Below are 18,171 nucleotides of genomic sequence, written 5' to 3'. Positions count from 1 at the left end.
GGAAGGTACAACGTGCAAGGCGAAAATGTTACGGAAACTTTCAACGGCAGGCCGTGGTATTGGGTAAGGGGTGCTTAGTTGCGCCGTAGCCTTGCCCGACCGGAATTAACTCCGGCCGGGCTTCTACCTTTGCCTCCTTCTAGCTGATCCTTGTTTTGAAAGTCTCTGATTTCCTCCGCCTTTACCGCCTCGACCCCGACGTGCAGACCCTGACGGCGCGCCTGCACCGCGTAGCCAAACTGGCGGCCAATGATACCCCCGACCAGAGTGCCAACCGGGTACAGCTGCGCGGCTTAGTGGGCAGCCAGGACGCCGTGGTGGCCGCGGCCGTAGCGCACGGACCCCATTCGCACGTGTTTATTTTGCACGACAAAGACGAAGCCTCCTTCTTTCTGGCCGACTTGCAGCACCTGCTGCCCGACGGCCCCGAGGTATTGCTGTTCCCAAGCTCCTACAAGCGCGCGTACCAGTTCGACGAAACCGAAAACGCCAACGTGCTGATGCGCGCCGAGGTGCTCAACCAGCTCAATGCCTCCCGCAAAGAAGGCGCGGCCCCCTCGCCGTTGGCTAATCTAGGCAAGGAGCAAACTGAAAAAGCAGGCGCCGAGGCTTCGGTGCCGGGCGCGGGCGGCGTGCTGATTGTGACGTACCCCGAGGCGCTGAGTGAAAAGGTTATCAACCGCCAAAGCTTGGTGCAGAACACCTTCAACACCAAAGTAGGCGACAAGCTGGACGTGAACTTCCTCGGCGAGATGCTGGCCGACTACGACTTCGAGAAAACGGATTTCGTGTATGAGGCCGGGCAGTACGCCGTGCGCGGGGGCATCGTGGACGTGTTCAGCTACGCCAACGAGCTGCCTTACCGTATCGAGCTGTTTGGGGATGAGGTGGAAAGCATCCGAACTTTCAACCCCGAAACGCAGCTTTCAATGGAGCCGCGGCAGCAGCTCAGCATTATTCCGAACGTGCAAACCAAGCTGCTGCACGAAACCCGCGAATCGTTTCTGGACTTCGTGCCCGCCAATACGTGCTTGTGGGCCAAGGATATGCGCCAAACCATTGACGTGGTGACCGAGTCGTTCGAGCGGGCCGAGCAGGGCTTTCAGCAGGTGCTGGCCGAGGGCGGGGGTATGCAGGTGGTCAGCAAGCCGCAAGATTTGTTTGAGACCGGCAAAGGCTTCAAAAAGCTGCTCGACAACTTCCTGGTGGTGGAGTTCGGCAAGCGGTTCTACTTCAAGAACGCGCAAGAATTTAATTTTAGAGCCAAGCCGCAGCCTTCCTTCAACAAGGATTTCAACCGCCTGGTGAAGAACCTGCACGAAAACCAGGAACGGGGCTTCACCAATATCATTGCGGCCGAATCGGTAAGGCAGGCAGACCGGCTGCGGACCATTTTCGACGAGCTCGACAACAACGTGCAGTTTCAGCACTTGCTGCTGGGGCTGCGCGAAGGCTACATCGACGAAACCCTGCAACTGGTGGTGTACACCGACCACCAGCTGTTTGAGCGCTATTACCGCACGCAGGAAGTACGCAAGTTCTCCAAGAAGAAGGCCCTCACCCTCAAGGAGCTGCGCACCCTGGTGCCCGGCGACTACGTGGTGCACCAGGACTACGGCATTGCGCGCTTCGCGGGTTTGACGCAGGTTGAAATCAACGACCGGCTGCAAGAAGCCATCCGGCTGGTGTACCGCGACGACGACGTGCTGACCGTGAGCATCCACGCTCTGCACAAGATTGCCAAGTACTCGGGGGCCGAGGGCACGCCGCCCACCATGAGCAAGCTGGGCTCGCCGGAGTGGGAAAACAAGAAGAAGTCGGTGAAGAAGAAGGTGAAGGACATTGCGGCCGAGCTGATTCGGCTGTACGCCAAGCGCAAAACCGCGCCCGGCTACGCCTTCGCTACCGACTCGTTTATGCAGGCCGAGCTGGAATCGAGCTTTATCTACGAAGACACACCCGACCAGGCCAAGGCCACCGAAGACGTGAAGCGCGACATGGAAGTGCCCCACCCCATGGACCGGCTGGTTTGCGGCGACGTGGGCTTCGGCAAGACGGAAGTGGCCATTCGGGCGGCGTTTAAGGCGGTGGCCGACAGCAAGCAGGTGGCCATTCTGGTGCCCACTACCATTCTGGCCATGCAGCACTACAAAACCTTCCGCGAGCGGCTCGCCAACCTGCCCGTGACGGTGGAGTATATCAACCGCTTCAAGAGCACCAAGCAAATCAAGGAGACGCTGAGCCGCGTGGCGGAAGGCAAAACCGACATTCTAATTGGGACGCACCGCCTCACCAATAAGGATGTGCAGTTCAAGGACCTGGGCCTGCTGGTGATAGATGAAGAGCAGAAGTTCGGAGTGAAAACCAAAGACAAGCTCAAGGAGCTGAAGGTGAACGTGGACACGCTCACGCTCTCGGCCACGCCGATTCCGCGCACCCTGCACTTCTCGCTGATGGGAGCCCGCGACCTAAGCGTGATTGCCACCCCGCCGCCCAACCGCCAGCCGGTGCAAACCGAGCTGCACGTGTTCGACGAGGCGCTGGTGCGCGACGCCATTGCCCGCGAGATAAAGCGCGGCGGGCAGGTGTTTTATGTGCACAACCGGGTGAAAGACATCGAGGAGCAGGCCAACCTGATTCTGCGCCTGGTGCCCGACGCCCGCGTAACCTACGTGCACGGGCAGATGGAAGGCGACCTGCTGGAAAAGCGCATGATGAAGTTTGTGGACGGCGACTACGACGTGCTGGTGAGTACCACCCTCATCGAATCGGGCCTCGACATTCCCAATGCCAACACCATCATCATCAACCGCGCCCACCTGCACGGCCTTTCCGACCTGCACCAAATGCGCGGGCGCGTGGGCCGCTCCAACAAGAAAGCCTACTGCTACCTGCTCACGCCCCCGGTGGCCGGCCTGCCCTCCGACGCCCGCAAGCGCCTGAGCACCCTGGAGGAATTCTCGGACCTGGGCGCGGGCTTCAACGTGGCCATGCGCGACCTGGATATCCGGGGGGCTGGCAACCTGCTGGGCGGCGAGCAGTCGGGCTTTATCAACGACCTGGGCTTCGAAACCTACCACCAGATTCTGGACGAGGCAGTGACGGAGCTCAAGGAAACCGAGTTCCGCGACCTGTTCCTCGGCGACTCTACGCAGCGCCTCCAGGAAGCCGCCAAAGCCAGCGGCCCCAAGGAGTGCAACATCGAAACCGACCTGCAAATCCTGATTCCCGACTCCTACGTGAGCAGCGTATCGGAGCGGTTGCAGCTGTATAGCAAGCTCGACCGGGTGAAGAGCCCCGAGGAGCTGCGTAAGCTGGTGGCCGGCATCATCGACCGGTTTGGGCCGCTGCCGGCGGAAGTGGAGCAACTGGCCGACATCGTGCGTTTGCGCTGGCAGGCTTGCCAGGTGGGCTTCGAGAAGCTGACGCTGAAGAAGAACCTGCTCAAAGGCTACATCTCGGCCACCAACAACGAGCCCTACTTCCAGAGCGACACCTTCGGCCACATCCTGAGCTACGTGCAAACCCACACCCGCACGGCCAGCATGAAGGAGCGCAAAGAGCAGCTCATCATCAGCATCGAAGAGGTGAAGAATGTGCAAACCGCCAAGCGCATCCTTAGTGAGTTAGGCAGTGAGGAGAAGGTTGGGGTGTAAATAAAGCTGCGGACATAAGCGGACATGGGCGGACATGATGTCCGCCCATGTCCGCTTATGTCTTTATATCCAACTGGTCCCAAGCTTCATGAAGCTCGTAATAGCTACCATTTAAGACAACCAGTTCATGCTCGCGCAGTATGGCCATGTCCCGCCTAATAGTTCGAGCTGTTACATCTAATACTTCCGCCATTTGAGATGAAGTCCGCGGACCTTGTGACAATACCCCCAATTCAAAAGCCAATCTATTGGCTACAGTTCCAGGTAAGGCTAATTCAATTAAAATCTGTTTTGCTTGTTGGGATAAAGCAAAGCAGCGTAGTTGTTCTCGGTTAGGCGTGTGCTTAACTGGCCGGGGCATACACAACTTAGCCGCATCAACAACTACCCCACCCGGCGGTAATTCCTTGCAACCGCTACCGCCTGCCACGGCTGGCCTAACAAGCTTGGCGCAGCTGCCTCACCTGGCCGTTACCGAAAAGGATTACGAATGTGTTAGCGTATCGAAACCACTTACATGGACGCGAACAAGTATTACCTTGCCCAAACCGCTACAGTTGAGCTTTCAAATAAATCAATCTCACCTTTTACAGCCTTTCCCATTAATGAATACGCTTACACGCTACCCCTTCCTGTTATTGCTTGGCTTCTGTGCCGCCTGCTCCTCCAACGATAAGCCAGAGGCAAACGCCTCAACTGCCACTTCCGCTCCAACCGCCGCTGTTGAGAAGGCCCCGCCTACTAATGCTAATGCTGCTATCGACGAGAAGAATGGTTTCCGCACCTATCATTTCGGCGATGATATATCTATGTGCCCTGACTTGGAGTACTTCATGAATTTGGGGAAAGATGTCCGCATCTACCACATGAAGAAGAGCAAAGAGAATATGAAAATCGGGGATGCACCTCTCGAAAGTATCTCTTATAGTTTCTATAAAGGCAAGTTCTATGAAACGCAGCTCGATATTGTTGGAGGGTATACTGGCTTAGATAAAGTAATAGCAGCTCTGGAAAGCTTGTATGGCAAGCCTACTGAGGTAGGAAAAATAAGTAAATGGGCTTCCTGGACGGGCCAGAAAGCAAAAGCCGTTGCCACAATGGCCAACAGTAGCAGAGATGCCAGGCTCACCATTACAAGTCTGCCTATCAGCAAGCAAATAGAAGAGGAAGAAAAGGCAGCCTCCCAAGAAGGGGGCAGTAAAGCGAAAGCAGACCTATAGCCTGCTATAGTTGCACGGGCATACTCCCGTGGCGTTGAGCCGGCGTTACGGGGGTACTCTCTTTTTAACTTCTAGCAGCAAGTAAGCAGGTGTGGTGCAGCAGCGGCGCTACGTTGCTGCCGGTGGACGCACTGCTACGGGCTCGGGTTGCTACCGGATACTTCCCATTCGGCTGGTTCTGCCGTCACCGTAAATAGCTGCTTGAGGCACCCATATCTGTAAGTGAAGTTGTGGCGGGCGCTTAGGGCGTTGCGGCAGAGCAGGCTGGAGCCGTGTATATCTTGGCTGCCGTTACCTGTTTTATCCGCTATGCCTGTTCTACACGCTGAAATTCAGCTTGCAGAACTATAAGCACCATTTTGCCGCAGATTCGTTTTCCTTTCGGCAAGTCATTGATTAGGAAAGTCGCCCTAGGACGGACGTGCACCTGAAGCTTATCAGGGTTATAATGCAGCCTCAGGTTACGGAATGGCACGAAAACGGCACGCTCAAATGGGCAACAACTAATGAGCACAACTCAAGGTAGTTGAACAGAGCTAGGACGCCCAAGGCATTCAACTCACTGCCTTTCGCATCTCCGAGCACGACGAGTACTACAATACCCTCCTGCTGCACCGAGCGAAAAGCAATACCTCCGCGTAATTCTGCTGGCCCTATGTCTGATCTGCTTTCTGCTGCCGAGCTAGCCGCTGCCGAAGAGCAGCAACGCCGGCTGGCCCGTCAGGTAGTAGCCCACGACCGTTTGCCGCCGGTGGTACGCACCGTGGCGGGAGTAGATGTAGCCTACGACCAGCACAGCGACCAACTGGTGGCGGCAGCCGTGCTACTCGATGCCGCCACGCTGCAAGTTCAGTGTTCGGCCGTCGTGCAGCTGCGCGCCGCGTTTCCTTATATTCCGGGCCTGTTTTCCTTTCGTGAGTTGCCGCCCGTACTGGCGGCGCTGGCGCAGCTGCCTCAGGTGCCTGACCTGATTCTCTGCGACGGGCAGGGGCTGGCGCACCCGCGCGGCTTTGGGCTAGCCTGCCACTTGGGCCTCGAAACCGGCATTGCCACCATAGGCTGCGCCAAAACCCACCTCGTAGGCGAGCATGATTCTCTGGCTCCTTCGCGCGGCAGCGCCGCCGACCTGCACTACCAAGGCCAGGTAGTAGGCCGAGCCCTGCGCTCGCAAACCGATAAAAACCCGGTATTCGTGTCGGTGGGGCACCAGGTGTCGTTGGATACGGCCTGCCACTGGGTGCTGCATTGCGCGCCCACTTACCGCCTGCCCGAAACCACCCGCGCCGCCGACCAATTGGTGAAGCTGCACTTGAAACGCTTGCTTAACAAGGAGTAAGCTGCCAACTTCCGTCTGGCGGCCGGTGGCAGCCGCGCCGCCGAGCTGAAGTTTCAGTAGTTGTGCTTGACAAGAAATCAGCTCGCCGTTGCGTTAAATTTTTCTACATTCCAGTCCTATGCGCCTGACTTACTACCTGCTCACGTTGACGGGGCTGCTACTGACGCTGTCGGTCAGCGGCCAAACCAAGCTGAATCTGCGCCTGAAGCGGGAGCTAGATAGTATAGAAGTGGTAGACCAGCGGTACCGGCTGCTGTTTGTGGGCGGGCCGGCCATGAAGCCCCGCCTCGATTCGCTGGTGCGGGCCGCGGGCGTCCCACCCGAGCAAGCCACCGACTACCTGGCCCGGCGCATGATCGAAACCGATTCGGTGAACATCAAGCGCATCAATCAGATCATCAAACAGTACGGCTACCCCGGCAAAACCCTGGTCGGTAGCCCCACCAACGAGGTAGCCTTGCTCGTGATTCAGCACTCCACGCGCATTCCGCAGTACTTGCCGCTCATCAAGCGCATGGCTGATCAGGGCGAGGTGCCTTTCTCGCTCTACGGCCGCATGCTCGACCGGCACCTGATGCAGCAAGGCAAGGCGCAAATTTATGGTACCCAAGGTCGCAGCCTCAGTGTGCTCAATGCGGCCACCGGCAAAATGGAGCAGGTTTCATTTATCTGGCCCATCGAGGATGCCGCCCACGTAAATGAGCGTCGCAAAAAAGCCGGCTTCGATTCTACGGTAGAAGCCAACGCGCTCCGCCTGGGTATCACCTACAAGCCGATGACCATGGCCGACGCAGAGCGCATACAGCAGGCTGCGAAGGCGCAGCATCACTAGTTGCGGGCTACTACGGCTGGCGGGATACGAAGGGGCTGGCAATCAGGGGGGTAGCGACAAAAGAAGAAGTCCCGGCTAACCAGCCGGGACTTCTTCTTTTGTGTAGGAAACAGTTAAACCATCCTGCTGTAGCTAGCTGCTGCTTATCAGCTCGCTAGGGTGCAGGTACTACTCCTGCATCAGCCCGCAAGTGTTTCCACAGGCGGACGCTCGCCAGAGCAAAACGTTCAGGCTACGGTTCTCCATCGTTAAGGAGTAAGCCTAGAAGCCACTTACGTTCAAGCGGCCGCCAGTTACACACTTGCCCGCCAGGGAAGGCGTAGCCACGGCGCTACTCAGGATAGCCGCCTTGATGGTGGCCGCCGATGCACCAGCGTGCGTAGAGGCATACAGAGCCGCGGCGCCGGTTACGTGCGGTGTAGCCATGGAAGTGCCGTTGTATGACTCGTAAGTGTTGAAGGCTGTGCTCGACCAGATGCCGGAGCCTGGAGCCCCGATGTCAACCGTGGTGGCTCCAAAGTTCGAAAAGCTGGACTTGGCGCCCGTAGAGGTGATGGCCGCTACCGCAATTACGTTGGGCTGGGTTAGGTTGGAAGGGTAGCTGGCTACGGCATCGTTGTCGTCGCCTACGCCGTCGCTACCGCCGTTGCCGGCTGCCGCAATGAACAGGATGTTGCGGTCGTTGGCGCGGCTAACGGCGTCGGAGAGGGCCTGCGAAAAGCCGCCGCCACCCCAGGAGTTGTTGCTGGCCACAATGTTGAGGCCGTGGCGCGACTTCAGGTCGTTCAGGTAATCAACGGCTTTCACGGCGTTGGCAGTGGTGCCACCGCGGCGACCCAGGAACTTAGTGGAGATGATGGTGATGCTCCAGTTTACGCCAACTACGCCCTGGCCATTGTTGGCTTTGGCGCCGATGGTACCCGCCACGTGAGTGCCGTGGTCGTCGGAGCTGCCGCGGGTGGTGCCGTCGTAAATAGTGTTGTTGTTGCCGTCGAAGTCCCAGCCGTGGATGTCGTCGACGTAGCCGTTGCCGTCGTTGTCGACGCCATCAGCGGGGTCGTAAGGGTTGGTCCAGATTTGGCCGGCCAAATCTGGGTGGTCGAACTGCACGCCTTCGTCGATGATGCCCACGAACACGCCGGCCGAGCCGGTGTGACCCGCGGCCCAGGCCGTAGACGCCTGGCTGCCAAACGTGTTTCTGGCATCGAGGCCCCACAGTGAGCTGTTGGTGAAGTAGGGGTCAGTGGAAGTAGCGCTGTGGTTGTAGATGTAGTTGGGCTCGGCATACTCCACTTCCGAGCCGCCGCCCTTAATTTTAGAGAGGGCTTCGAGGGCAGCCAGGGGCGTGTGTACTACCAACAGACCTTCTTTGTCGCCAAGTCTTTCCATGGCTTTGGTAAGAATCTTCTCGGAAACCCGGCCGCTGATGCGAGCCAGCGCATTGCTCTTTGCCGTCTCCGATTGGCCTGGCTTGAACTTAACCAGCACTTCATTGGCAACGAAATCCCTGCCCGGCTCGCCATTGGCGTTGGACGTCTGGCTGGCAGTTAAGTGGTCGGGGTTAGGCGCTTCTAAATTGGTTTCGCAGCTGCCTAAAGCCAGCACGGATACGAGACTGGCAGCTAGCCACGACTTGCGGGTAAATGAGGAGGTGTTTGACTTCATGTTGAAGTTGGGAGAGGGTATTGGTGGACAGGAAAGCTCGATCAAAAGAGAAACGCCTTTTATATAGGAGTATTTATATATGAAAGGCGACTTTTCTGTTTAGCCGGGTTGTAAGTTTAGGAAGTTAAGAGAAGAATAAACAAGAAAGTATTGGTTTATTTGTGACTTATACTTTGTCGATAAAATCTAGTGTTATTTTTTAAAAAACGTGCGAATAGAAGCCTATTAGGTCTACTTTTCAGGTTTGAATAGGGGCGCATTTGACTGATTTCGGAGCTGGTGTTTTGGAACGCGAAATGCTGTGCTTCCAAGAGCGTCCGGCGCGCTTCGCAGGTCAGCTTTTTGCACTTGTTTTGGCAGGCGTTTTTAGTGGCTGTAAATCCGGTGTCTTGTCATCGCCCACAAACAGCAGAAGCTTGGCTTGCAAGACAGCGTAAAATCGTTGGGGCCAGAGGGGCTGTAAACCGGGCTTGCTGGTTATATTCAACCTGCTATGTCACCTATTTCAATTGAACCACCCGTTATGGTGCTCTTCCAGAAACTAGCGCAAGAAGGCGACCTCACGCCCGACGACGGTATTTGGAAACGGGTGTTGTCCGTCCACGACCACTGGTTAAGCGAAGCGGAAGCGGCCACCGAGTCCATTAGTTTTAGTGCCTTTGGCTCATTGCAGGAATACCGCTTCTACCTGCGCGAAGAAGATAAATTTGTTGCCTTGCTGGCGGCCTTGTTTCGCATCGGCAGCGCCTTCTACCTCGAGCCTTCCAGCTCCACCGTGCTGCCCCTGGAAAGCTGGCAGCAGCTAATCAGCCTAACTACCACAGGATTGCGCGAAAAGGGACATTTCCTGTTCTACTTCCGGCGCTTCCAGCTGCTCCTGGCCAGTGCCTTCGACTTAAATGTATCCGCTTATTTTCTTGATCCGCAGCAGCAGGACGCCTTGGCGGAACTGGCGCACGGGTATCAGCTGCACCTGTTGGAGCCCTAAAGGTTGCCAAGAACGCCGCCGAGGCCGCCAGCTTTACCGTGGCCCAGGACGCTAAAGCCGACACCATTCACATCATTCTGGAAGTGTCGGATAACGGCCAGCCGGCCTTGGTTGCGTACCAACGCCTGATCGTAACCGTGAAGCCTTAAACCGCCGCAGCGCCCGCACAAATTCGGCGGCGCCTTTTCAACGGCTACCTGGCAAAACAACCGAATCAGCAGGTTGCGGTGGGCCTATCTGTTCGGCGCTCCTTTTTATACGCGCGGGTTGCCCGACAGCCATTTAACGGCCTCGCGGCCCACCAAGCCCTGAAAACCTTCCATATCCTCGGATTTGAGCTTGATACCCGATGACTGCTCGTAAATCTCGCGTAGTTTATCAGCAAGACTCTTAGTCTTTTCGGGGAGGTTTTCGTTGTTGACGTTTTCCTCGTCCAGTAGGCGGTGAAGCTCTTCTTTCGGAATGGGCGAGAGGCCGCCGGGAGTTTCCCAGCTTCTGTCGATGTTGGAATTTTGGTCTTGTGCCATGGTCTAGCTTGCTAGGAAAGAGGTGAGTTAACGTCTCTTTCTACGCAGAAAGAAAAGGCCTCGTTGGCTGTCTGGCAACCAGGTTTCTCGACGCAGGAGCTTGTAGCGCCGTTTTCAGGCAGTTGGTCGCAGTGGAAGAAGTCAAGCTGAATTCTTCCACTGCGACCAACTGAGCAGGTGACCTCTCAAGCCAGGAACCGCAGGCGCAGCAGCTCGTTGGTGCGCTAAAAATCAATAGCACCACAACCTGCCTCAGCCCGCGAACTGCTGTGCTTCCGGCGGCACCCGTGCGGACGTTTAAAGGAAGCAGGACGGGCGAGTAGCTTCCTAAACAGTTTCGGGGCACCGGCTTCATGAGCGCCGGCACGTTGCAAAGCCAGAATGGCCGTTGCACTGCCCGCCTGTAGACCAGGCTTGCCTTATGGCTGTGGCGCGTGGGACCAGTAGTCCTGAGGAAAGTGCTTCTTCACAATAGCTGTGACCTTTTCAGGGGTGAGGGGCTTGCTGATAAAGTCGGCCACGTGCAATTGTTTGGCCCGCTGGGTGTCACGGGCGTGCAGCGAGGTTGTAAGCATCACGATGACGGTAGCCCGCTGCTTGGCCCATGGTAGCTGGGCGTAAGCTTCCAGAAACTCAAAGCCGTTCATGACGGGCATATTGATATCCAGGAAAACCAGCAGCGGACAAGGTGAGACGGGGCTTTCGCAGTGTTCGAGCAGGATATCCAGAGCTTCCTTCCCGTTTAGCGCTACTAGCAGCTGGTCGGCTACTGCCAGCTTCCGTAGCATCAATTCATTTAAAAAGTTAGTGGTTGAATCGTCGTCAACTAAAAGAATAAAAGAAAGCTTGGGCATACAGGCACGGCACGAAAGGAATAATCTAATCAGTGGAAAGGCAGACGGTTGTATTGATTGCTGGTAACTACGGTATCAGCGGCGGAAATAGTCGAAAAAAACCGCTCTAAACTTTAATTTGCTTTGGGCAGCACTCCAAGTCCCGAAATTATACAGCACTTTCCTTATCGTGTACAAGCATGTGCTGCTGTTTGCTGCACAAGTACGCGAAATTGAAAGGACCGTAGCCGATCTGTGCTCAGGGCATACAGATCGACACGGCCCCAGGCATGTACCTTACAATCCAAATAGCAAAAGCCGCCGAGTAGCTGCTATTGAGTATTGAGTATGGGCAGTTCAAGCATAAGGTGTGCGTGCTTCCGGTTCGGCTACTTCAGCTTCTTTTGTTTCTGTTTGGAGGGCACTATGTCGCCGCTGACGATGTCGTGGTCGAAAATAGAATCGTGCACTATGCGGGCCTGGCGGCCGGTTTGGTCGGCTTTGGTGAAAAATGTTTTGGCTATCTGCTGCTGACCTTCTTTGGCGAAGTAGTCCCCGAGGCTTTGCAGCAGCATCTTGCTTTCCTCGAGCCCCCGCATCGACTGGTAAAGCATGCTCTCCACCGACTCGCTCAGCTCCGAGAGCAAGGCGCTGATGGTGTAGGCGTGCCCGGTGTGGCAGCGGAAGCGAATCAGTTTGCCTTCGATGAGCTTGGTAAGTGCCCCGTGGCAATCAGGACAAGTGAACGGGGTTAGCTCGCCTTTGTCGATAATGCCTAGCTCGAAGGCGTTGTCCTGCTTGGCAATGGTTAGCTCAATTTCAATGCGCTCTAAGTCAATTTTAGCAACCCGAGGCGGGGCTGGGGCTGGCTGGGCAGTGAGTTGCACCAGCAGTGCGGCCAAGCCGGCCAGGGGCACTACGTGGTCGGCGGTTACAAATTCCAGCGCGTTGGTTGGCATGGCAGGCGAGGTGGCGTCCTGCGGATCCTGCACCACGGTTACGCCGCCCAGGCGCTGAATACACCACAAGCCCGAGGTACCATCGTCGAGGTAGCCCGTCAGCACCACCCCAATAACGCGGGGACCATACCCGTAAGCCGCCGAGCGAAACAGTGCATCCACGGACGGGCGAAACCGGTTCTCCTTGGGTCCGCGCTTCACCAACACTTTGTCGTTTTCCACCAGCAAGTGATGGTCGGGCGGCGCTACGTAGATGGTGCCCGGCTTCACTACTTCGCCGTCGGTGGGGTGCTTCACGGGCAGTTGCGCCACATGGCTCATGAGCTGGGGCAACACGCTGTGAATGTAGGGTGCCATGTGCTGCACCACGAAAATGGGGGCGGGAAAATCGGCAGGCAGGCTTTTTACCAGCTCCAGCAGCGCCGAGATGCCACCCGACGAGGCGCCAATGACGACAATGTCGCGCTTGGGCTGGGAGCGGGTATTCTTTTTCACAGTTGCCATGAGTACTAACTAAGGTGTGGTAGGAGAGTATACCTGTACCATTGCGTTCCAGGTAGCCATGCGTGGGCAATCGTTTTGCCGGTAACCGCAAAATGGCTGGTGTAGATGAGTTATACGGCTTGTATACGAATGTCTCACCGGAAACGGGTGATTGTTGGCACTCCCGAATTAGGCTGGGCTAGTCAGTTTCCAACAAAATAGCAACTGTCGTCGGACTAGAAGTTAGCACTAACTATTTAGGAACTAGAAAGTCAGTTAGCAACCAAAGAGCCTAGCAGCCAAGTTTGTCCGGGTAGTAAGGTATTCAGCTAAGGAACTAAAACGCCATGCTGACCAGGCCCGTATGCCAATTAGGCATTGACATTGATGCTTGCTTGTATTGTTCTTGCTAATCAACCGGCTATGAAAATTGCATTTGCTTTCGCGGCGGCTTTGGTACTGAGTGCCACGGCTGCTTTGGCTCAAGTTGCTACCCCAGGTAGCACGCCTACCGTCAACGGTAGCACCAGCCCCCAATCTTCGCCACCGGCCCAACCCCCAGGCTCCACCGGCACCCTGCCCGCCAGCAACACCCAACCCGCCAGCGACAAGGCGGCGTCTACCACCAGCCCCTCAACCACCGACGCCAAAGCCGCCAAGAAGGCTCGCAAGAAGGCAAAAACGAAGTCGACTACTACCACTAGCGGCTCGATGTAAGGCAGCGTTGCTTTTCATATTTGCTAAGAAGGCCGCCCCTTGCCGGGGCGGCCTTCTTGTTTTTTGTACGCCCGGTAGTAGCTCAGCAAACTTTCCAACGCCACCCGCAAAGCTGCCTCTATTGCCGACGGCTGCACCAACGCCAGCGGGCAGTTTGTAGCGCAGTCTTACAGCAAAAAATACCTGCACACGCACGCCAACTTCAACAACACCAATGACAACTAGCCGGTTTACCGCTATTCGGATGTGCTGCTGCTGGCCGAATGCCTCAACCAGCAAGGCAAGTCGACGCAGGCCGTGCCGTATCTGAATCAGGTGAGAAGAAGGGCCGGCTTAGCCAACACCACGGCCGCCAGCCAAGCAGCCCTGACTGATGTTATTGCCCACGAACGGAGAGTGGAACTAGCTTTCGAGAACAAGCGCTGGCTGGACCTGGTGCGCACCGGCAAAGCCGCTGAAGTGATGACGGCCCACGGCGCCAAGCAAAAGAGGAAGTATTCCTACATCCTGCCGCAAGCCTACAACATCACGTCCAACCGCCTGCTGTTCCCCATCCCGCAACGCGAAATTACCCTCAACCCGCAGCTAACTCAGAACGCTGGTTGCTAGCAGGTTGTGCAAGTCAAGTATTGTCATTTCGATGTCAGGAGGAATCTGAGTAAGCTCGTTGAACGGCGTGAATCAGATTCCTCTCGTCGCTTAATGCGCGGAAGGTCGGAACAACAAGGCCAGAGGGTGTCTGTATTGGCGCGGACAGTTACACTAACGCCGAACAAACAAAAAGCCACTCCAGTCAAGGAGCGGCTTTTTGGTTCAATGGAGCTTTGCGTGTTGCCGCTTACTTGGCGGGCATCAGCACCGTGTCGATGGAGTGTACCACGCCGTTAGTGGTCTTGATGTCGGGTTTGGTAACCGTAGCGGTACCGCCTTTGGCGTCCTTGATGGTAACGGCGCTGCCTTTCACGCTTACGGTCAACGACTCGCCTTCTACGGTTTTAATCACCTGGCCGTCTTTCAGGTCACTGGACATAACGTTGCCCGATACCACGTGGTAGGTCAGGATTTTGGTGAGCTGCTTTTTGCTGGCTGGCTTGAGCAAGGTGGCCAGGGTTTCCGGCGGCAGCTTGTCGAAGGCGGCGTTGTCGGGGGCGAAAACGGTGTAAGGTCCGGCGCCTTTGGCTTGCTCGGCCAAACCTGCGGCTTGCAGGGCTTTCAGGAGCGTGGTGTGGTCGGGCGAAAGGGCGGCGCTAGCGGCCAAGTCTTTCCCGGTAGAGGCAGTGGAAGCTGGCGCCGCCGCAGGAGCGGCAGTTTGAGCGGTGGCAAGTTGAGTGCCGCTTACATACAGGACACCGGCTAGCAGAAGAGTAACTACAGTTTGCTTTTTCATTTAAGTTAGTATTGGGTAAAACGAACATCGGTGTGTCAGGAACACACCCAACCTTAACAGTGAAAAGCCAGAAGGTTCTGGAATTGCCAAAATCTTGTTGGTAATCAGGCGCTTGCGAAGGGCGGGTTTCCTATTGCGGAACAGTCCAAGCCTCGGCGCTATCGAACTGGTAGGTTACTGGCACAAGGCGGCTTTTGGTGGGCAGCAAGCGGGGCGCGGAGTAGCAAAAGATTTGGCGGCTTTTTCTTTGCCTGTTCCTCCTCCTTTTCTTTGTCGCGGTAAAGCAGCCGCTCAGGTTGCTCTTTTAACTGCCGCAGTTCATTAGGATAGTGCAGCGGCGACAGAGGCTTCGCGCGAAGCCTGCGCCCATCTGAAGGTGGTAACTAGCTGCCGGTTACATAAACCAAACGCCAGCCTTGGGCAGCGAAACGCGCACTTCACTACCAGGCTTCAGGTCGGTTGCGCCGGTTTTTATGGTTACACTAGTGCCGAGCAACCCCACATCCAGTTCTGAGTAGCCGCCAAAAAACCGCACTGCCCGCACCGTACCCGCCTGGCCGTCAGTGGCGGCGTTTAGCTGGAAGCTTTCTGGCCGGACCAGCAGCTGCTTGCTTTTGGCTTTGGTGCCCGCCAGTTTGGCGAAGCGGCTCACCGCAGGGCCAGTTATCAGGTTGTAGTCGCCGAAGAGGGAGGCCGTGTACTCGTCCAGCGGTTGCCGGTAAATCTGTTCGGGCGGGCCTTTCTGAATCAGTTGACCCTGTTTCAAGACCACTATCTCATTGGCCCACGATAGGGTGTCGGTCGGGTCGTGCGAAATCAGGAGGCAGGTAATAGCTAGCTGCTCGCCGAGGTCCTGAATAACCGCCTTCAGAATACTCTTGTGCACCCGGTCGAGGTTGGAAAACGGCTCGTCGAGCAGCAGCAGCTTAGGCGCCGACAGGAGCAGCTTGGCCAGGGCGATGCGCTGCCTTTCTCCGCCGGAAAGCTGATTGGTTTGGCGCGTGGCCAGGTGGCTGATGCGGCACACCTCGTAAAGCTTAGCGGCTTCGGCCGCCGAAAGCGTGTTGGCGTAGCGGAGCACCTGCTCCACCCGCAAGAACTTCGGCAGCTCGAAATGCTGCGACAAATACGCTATGCCCGGATGCCCCGGCACCAGCTTCTCGACCGGCCCACGCACCCGGTCGCCCGCAAAACGCACTTCGCCACTGCTTGGCTGGTTCAGCCCGGCTATAACTTGCAGCAGCGTGCTTTTACCGGCCCCGGTTTCGCCCGCCACGGCCAGCTTCTGAAACTGCGGCTGCTCGAAGCTCACCTCCCGCAAGGCGAAATTTTCTCTTTCCTGCAGAGAGATATTCGAAACGCTTAACCAACTCATGCGGGGTAGTAGAAAGCCTGAAAAGAAGTATAAAGCTATTACAAGACGTTACTCACCTGTCATGCTTGACTTAACGCCCGCGTAGGCGCAGCCGAAGTCGAAGCATCTCGCGTGCTGACGTTGTAAAAGTATACGACACTAGCAAGATGCTTCGACAAGCAGACGCCAGAGCAAGCAGGACGTTCTATTCTAGAGAGTTAGCCGGCTTCCTGAAAAGCTTCATTAGTAAATGACAGTAGACAAGCTGGCTGTTGCCTTTAGTGTTAATTCCAAACATAAGAATAGGCGAGGCATAGACCGACAGACCGAGCTTTCCATACGCCGTTTAGCAAGCTCGGAATAAGCTTTAGAACACCGCCAGCGAAGGACCTTCCGACACTTTTACGTCAATTTCATCATGCCGTAATGGAACAACAAAGAAAAGCCCCGCTCAGAAACTGAACGGGGCTTTTCGCTTTCTTGTGAAGAAGGTTAGTTTTTTTCTCCTGCCGGAAATTTCTCCAGAATATCTTTGGCGGCCTTGGCAAACTCGGGGCCTATTTTAGCCGGGTTACTGATCGGGTCTGCCATCGAGCCGCGCCAAACCATGTTTCGAGTGCGGGCATCAATGAAGTCCAGAATAAGGGTGCCTTCGTTGTAGGTTTCGGTGGTGTAGCCGGTGTTATAATACGGCGACGAATAGAAGTAGCCGTAGTTGATAGGCAAGTAGCGGCCCCGGTACATCATGGAGTAAGGATAGATGTAGCCCGGCGTTGGTGGGTTAGGAATGGTGCGTTCGGCTTCCTCAATAAAAAGGTGGTAGGTCACGTAGAAATCGGGCCGGGTCCGCCCCTGAACCTGCTGGATGCCCCGCTTAGCCAGCTCCGATTTAATAGCGTTCTGAATAATTTCGTCGTTGATGCTACTCTGGTAGATAGGGTTCTGCGAGTTGGCTGATTTTACCTCGGTTTTTGCGAAGTCGTAGGTGCGGTAGCGACTGAAATCGACGCCCGGTTTTTGTTGAACCGTGACGCCCGACGAGCAGGCGCTCAGCAGTCCAAATAGCAGCAAAATGGCTGCGTGCAAAGTGGTTTTCATAGAAATGGTAAAAGTGTGGCGTGAGCAATGAATATTGTGGTATACCCTTGGGTGAAGCCGCAGGTTATAGCTGAGTTGTTGCCACAACTACTAATTTTTGCGCAACGGATGTGCTTGTGGCCAAGTAGTTAGGTTGAGCTTGGCGTTGTACTGGATAGATGCTGACGCTGGCTGTGCGGTTGTTTATGAACCGTGGGCTAGGCCGAAAAAACCAAGGCAGTCAGGCCATAAAGAGTAGGAACTTCGATAGTTGAAAGCACAGCAGTCAACGCCTATTTTTATTGCTTATCTAAGCTTCATACAACTAATCGAAACGCGCTATGCTCTTTAACCCGATGCAACGCTTCTTACTGATCTTATGTGTGAGCCTGCTGGCTTCCTGCGCCCCCGGGCGCTCCACTATCCAAACTCTCAATGGCACGGCCCTGGCTACGCACCGCACGGTGGCCATTTTGCCCTTTGAAGTAGAGCAGGACCGCCTCCTCCTAGACGACATCAACTACGCGGGCACCGACACGACCCTGGCCACTCAACAGCGCATAAAGCAGGAGTGGGCCGCCCGGCAACAGCAGAAAAGCCGCCAGATTGCCTACCAGCTGCAGGAACTGCTTTACGCGCAACTGGAAGCGCAAAAGCCGAGCCGTGGCTACACCGTGCAATTCCAAGAGGTGCGCGAAACCAACCGCCTCTTGCAGCAAGCGGGTATCACCTACGAAAACTTCCCCGACCATACCCTGAAAGAAGTGCAGCAGGCCTTAGGCGTGGACGCCGTCCTATCAGGGCAAACGATGCTTTACCAAGCCATGCCCGGCATTGTGGGCCTAGCAGCGCGCCTGATGGTCAACGAGCCGCTGGTAGACAATCAACAGTCAATAGTTCCCATTAGCCAAGCCACCACCAGCCTCATGCTCTACGACTGCCGCGCCAACCAACTCGCCTGGCGCCTCGATTTCGAGCGCGCCGGCAACGTGGCCCTCAATCCCGCCCGCCTAGCTCAAGACTTAGTTCGTGCCGCCTTGTCGGATTTTCCGTACTGCCGGAAGTAGCTTTTGATTGTTGGTTGCTGATTGTTTCATTAGGAACTGTGAGGTAACACCAATAATCATCAATCAGCAT

The 18,171-nt window shown here is 56.0% G+C and carries 17 protein-coding genes; 9 read left to right on the top strand and 8 right to left on the bottom strand.

Annotated elements, in window-relative coordinates:
• Nucleotides 1–155 precede the first annotated feature (155 nt).
• Nucleotides 156–3,656, top strand: coding sequence for a transcription-repair coupling factor (gene mfd / locus VF639_RS15665; RefSeq protein WP_331146865.1), 3,501 nt, complete (start codon nt 156–158; stop codon nt 3,654–3,656).
• A gap of 55 nt (nt 3,657–3,711) precedes the next feature.
• Here mfd and VF639_RS25400 read toward each other — a convergent pair whose 3' ends face one another.
• On the bottom strand, nt 3,712–4,017 hold the full coding sequence (locus tag VF639_RS25400; protein WP_414654731.1) for a helix-turn-helix domain-containing protein: 306 nt from the start codon (nt 4,015–4,017) through the stop codon (nt 3,712–3,714).
• Nucleotides 4,018–4,261: 244 nt separating this feature from the next.
• Between VF639_RS25400 and VF639_RS15660 the strand changes: the two genes are divergently transcribed.
• The 3 genes from VF639_RS15660 to VF639_RS15650 all read left to right on the top strand — a co-directional run bounded on the left by VF639_RS15660 (nt 4,262) and on the right by VF639_RS15650 (nt 7,044).
• Complete coding sequence (locus tag VF639_RS15660; protein ID WP_331146864.1) at nt 4,262–4,876, top strand: hypothetical protein; 615 nt, start codon at nt 4,262–4,264, stop codon at nt 4,874–4,876.
• A 655-nt stretch (nt 4,877–5,531) separates the two neighbouring features.
• Complete coding sequence (nfi, locus tag VF639_RS15655) at nt 5,532–6,212, top strand: deoxyribonuclease V (protein WP_331146863.1); 681 nt, start codon at nt 5,532–5,534, stop codon at nt 6,210–6,212.
• Nucleotides 6,213–6,330: 118 nt separating this feature from the next.
• The gene (locus VF639_RS15650) at nt 6,331–7,044 is read left to right on the top strand and encodes a DUF6624 domain-containing protein (protein ID WP_331146862.1); all 714 of its coding nucleotides are present in this window, start codon (nt 6,331–6,333) and stop codon (nt 7,042–7,044) included.
• Between the two features lie 261 nt (nt 7,045–7,305).
• On the opposite strand, the gene VF639_RS15645 is transcribed toward VF639_RS15650, so the two are convergent.
• Complete coding sequence (locus VF639_RS15645) at nt 7,306–8,709, bottom strand: S8 family peptidase (protein ID WP_331146861.1); 1,404 nt, start codon at nt 8,707–8,709, stop codon at nt 7,306–7,308.
• Between the two features lie 493 nt (nt 8,710–9,202).
• On the opposite strand from VF639_RS15645, the gene VF639_RS15640 reads away from it, so the two are divergent.
• Together VF639_RS15640 and VF639_RS15635 are read left to right on the top strand one after the other, a co-directional pair.
• Nucleotides 9,203–9,697, top strand: coding sequence for a hypothetical protein (locus VF639_RS15640; RefSeq protein WP_331146860.1), 495 nt, complete (start codon nt 9,203–9,205; stop codon nt 9,695–9,697).
• Nucleotides 9,698–9,735: 38 nt separating this feature from the next.
• Nucleotides 9,736–9,846 (top strand): hypothetical protein, encoded by a 111-nt coding sequence (locus VF639_RS15635; protein WP_331146859.1) that lies wholly within the window; start codon nt 9,736–9,738, stop codon nt 9,844–9,846.
• A 105-nt stretch (nt 9,847–9,951) separates the two neighbouring features.
• Here the strand turns inward: VF639_RS15635 and VF639_RS15630 are convergent, their stop codons facing one another.
• The 3 genes from VF639_RS15630 to VF639_RS15620 all read right to left on the bottom strand — a co-directional run bounded on the left by VF639_RS15630 (nt 9,952) and on the right by VF639_RS15620 (nt 12,520).
• A complete protein-coding gene (locus tag VF639_RS15630) occupies nt 9,952–10,224 on the bottom strand; it encodes a hypothetical protein (RefSeq protein WP_331146858.1) in 273 nt (90 codons plus the stop codon).
• A gap of 419 nt (nt 10,225–10,643) precedes the next feature.
• Complete coding sequence (locus tag VF639_RS15625) at nt 10,644–11,078, bottom strand: response regulator (RefSeq protein WP_331146857.1); 435 nt, start codon at nt 11,076–11,078, stop codon at nt 10,644–10,646.
• Between the two features lie 368 nt (nt 11,079–11,446).
• A complete protein-coding gene (locus tag VF639_RS15620; RefSeq protein ID WP_331146856.1) occupies nt 11,447–12,520 on the bottom strand; it encodes a chemotaxis protein CheB in 1,074 nt (357 codons plus the stop codon).
• Nucleotides 12,521–12,922: 402 nt separating this feature from the next.
• Here VF639_RS15620 and VF639_RS15615 point away from each other — a divergent pair, with 402 nt between their 5' ends.
• Nucleotides 12,923–13,216, top strand: a complete 294-nt coding sequence (locus VF639_RS15615) for a hypothetical protein (protein WP_331146855.1) — start codon at nt 12,923–12,925, stop codon at nt 13,214–13,216.
• Between the two features lie 246 nt (nt 13,217–13,462).
• Nucleotides 13,463–13,825 carry a RagB/SusD family nutrient uptake outer membrane protein gene (locus VF639_RS15610; RefSeq protein ID WP_414654730.1) on the top strand — a complete coding sequence of 121 codons (363 nt, stop codon included), beginning with the start codon at nt 13,463–13,465 and terminating at the stop codon, nt 13,823–13,825.
• Nucleotides 13,826–14,054: 229 nt separating this feature from the next.
• Here VF639_RS15610 and VF639_RS15605 read toward each other — a convergent pair whose 3' ends face one another.
• The 3 genes from VF639_RS15605 to VF639_RS15595 all read right to left on the bottom strand — a co-directional run bounded on the left by VF639_RS15605 (nt 14,055) and on the right by VF639_RS15595 (nt 17,055).
• Entirely contained in the window at nt 14,055–14,603 is a 549-nt protein-coding gene (locus tag VF639_RS15605) for a fasciclin domain-containing protein (protein WP_331146854.1), read from the bottom strand.
• Between the two features lie 394 nt (nt 14,604–14,997).
• The gene (locus tag VF639_RS15600) at nt 14,998–15,978 is read right to left on the bottom strand and encodes an ABC transporter ATP-binding protein (RefSeq protein WP_331146853.1); all 981 of its coding nucleotides are present in this window, start codon (nt 15,976–15,978) and stop codon (nt 14,998–15,000) included.
• Nucleotides 15,979–16,449: 471 nt separating this feature from the next.
• Nucleotides 16,450–17,055 (bottom strand): DUF4136 domain-containing protein, encoded by a 606-nt coding sequence (locus VF639_RS15595; RefSeq protein WP_331146852.1) that lies wholly within the window; start codon nt 17,053–17,055, stop codon nt 16,450–16,452.
• A 335-nt stretch (nt 17,056–17,390) separates the two neighbouring features.
• On the opposite strand from VF639_RS15595, the gene VF639_RS15590 reads away from it, so the two are divergent.
• Nucleotides 17,391–18,101 carry a hypothetical protein gene (locus tag VF639_RS15590; protein WP_331146851.1) on the top strand — a complete coding sequence of 237 codons (711 nt, stop codon included), beginning with the start codon at nt 17,391–17,393 and terminating at the stop codon, nt 18,099–18,101.
• The last annotated feature ends 70 nt before the right edge of the window (nt 18,102–18,171 follow it).

This window comes from Hymenobacter sp. (assembly GCF_036387835.1).
Taxonomy (GTDB): domain Bacteria; phylum Bacteroidota; class Bacteroidia; order Cytophagales; family Hymenobacteraceae; genus Hymenobacter.
Note: the sequence above shows the minus strand (reverse complement) of the source record. Positions and strands in the feature narration are given on the sequence as shown.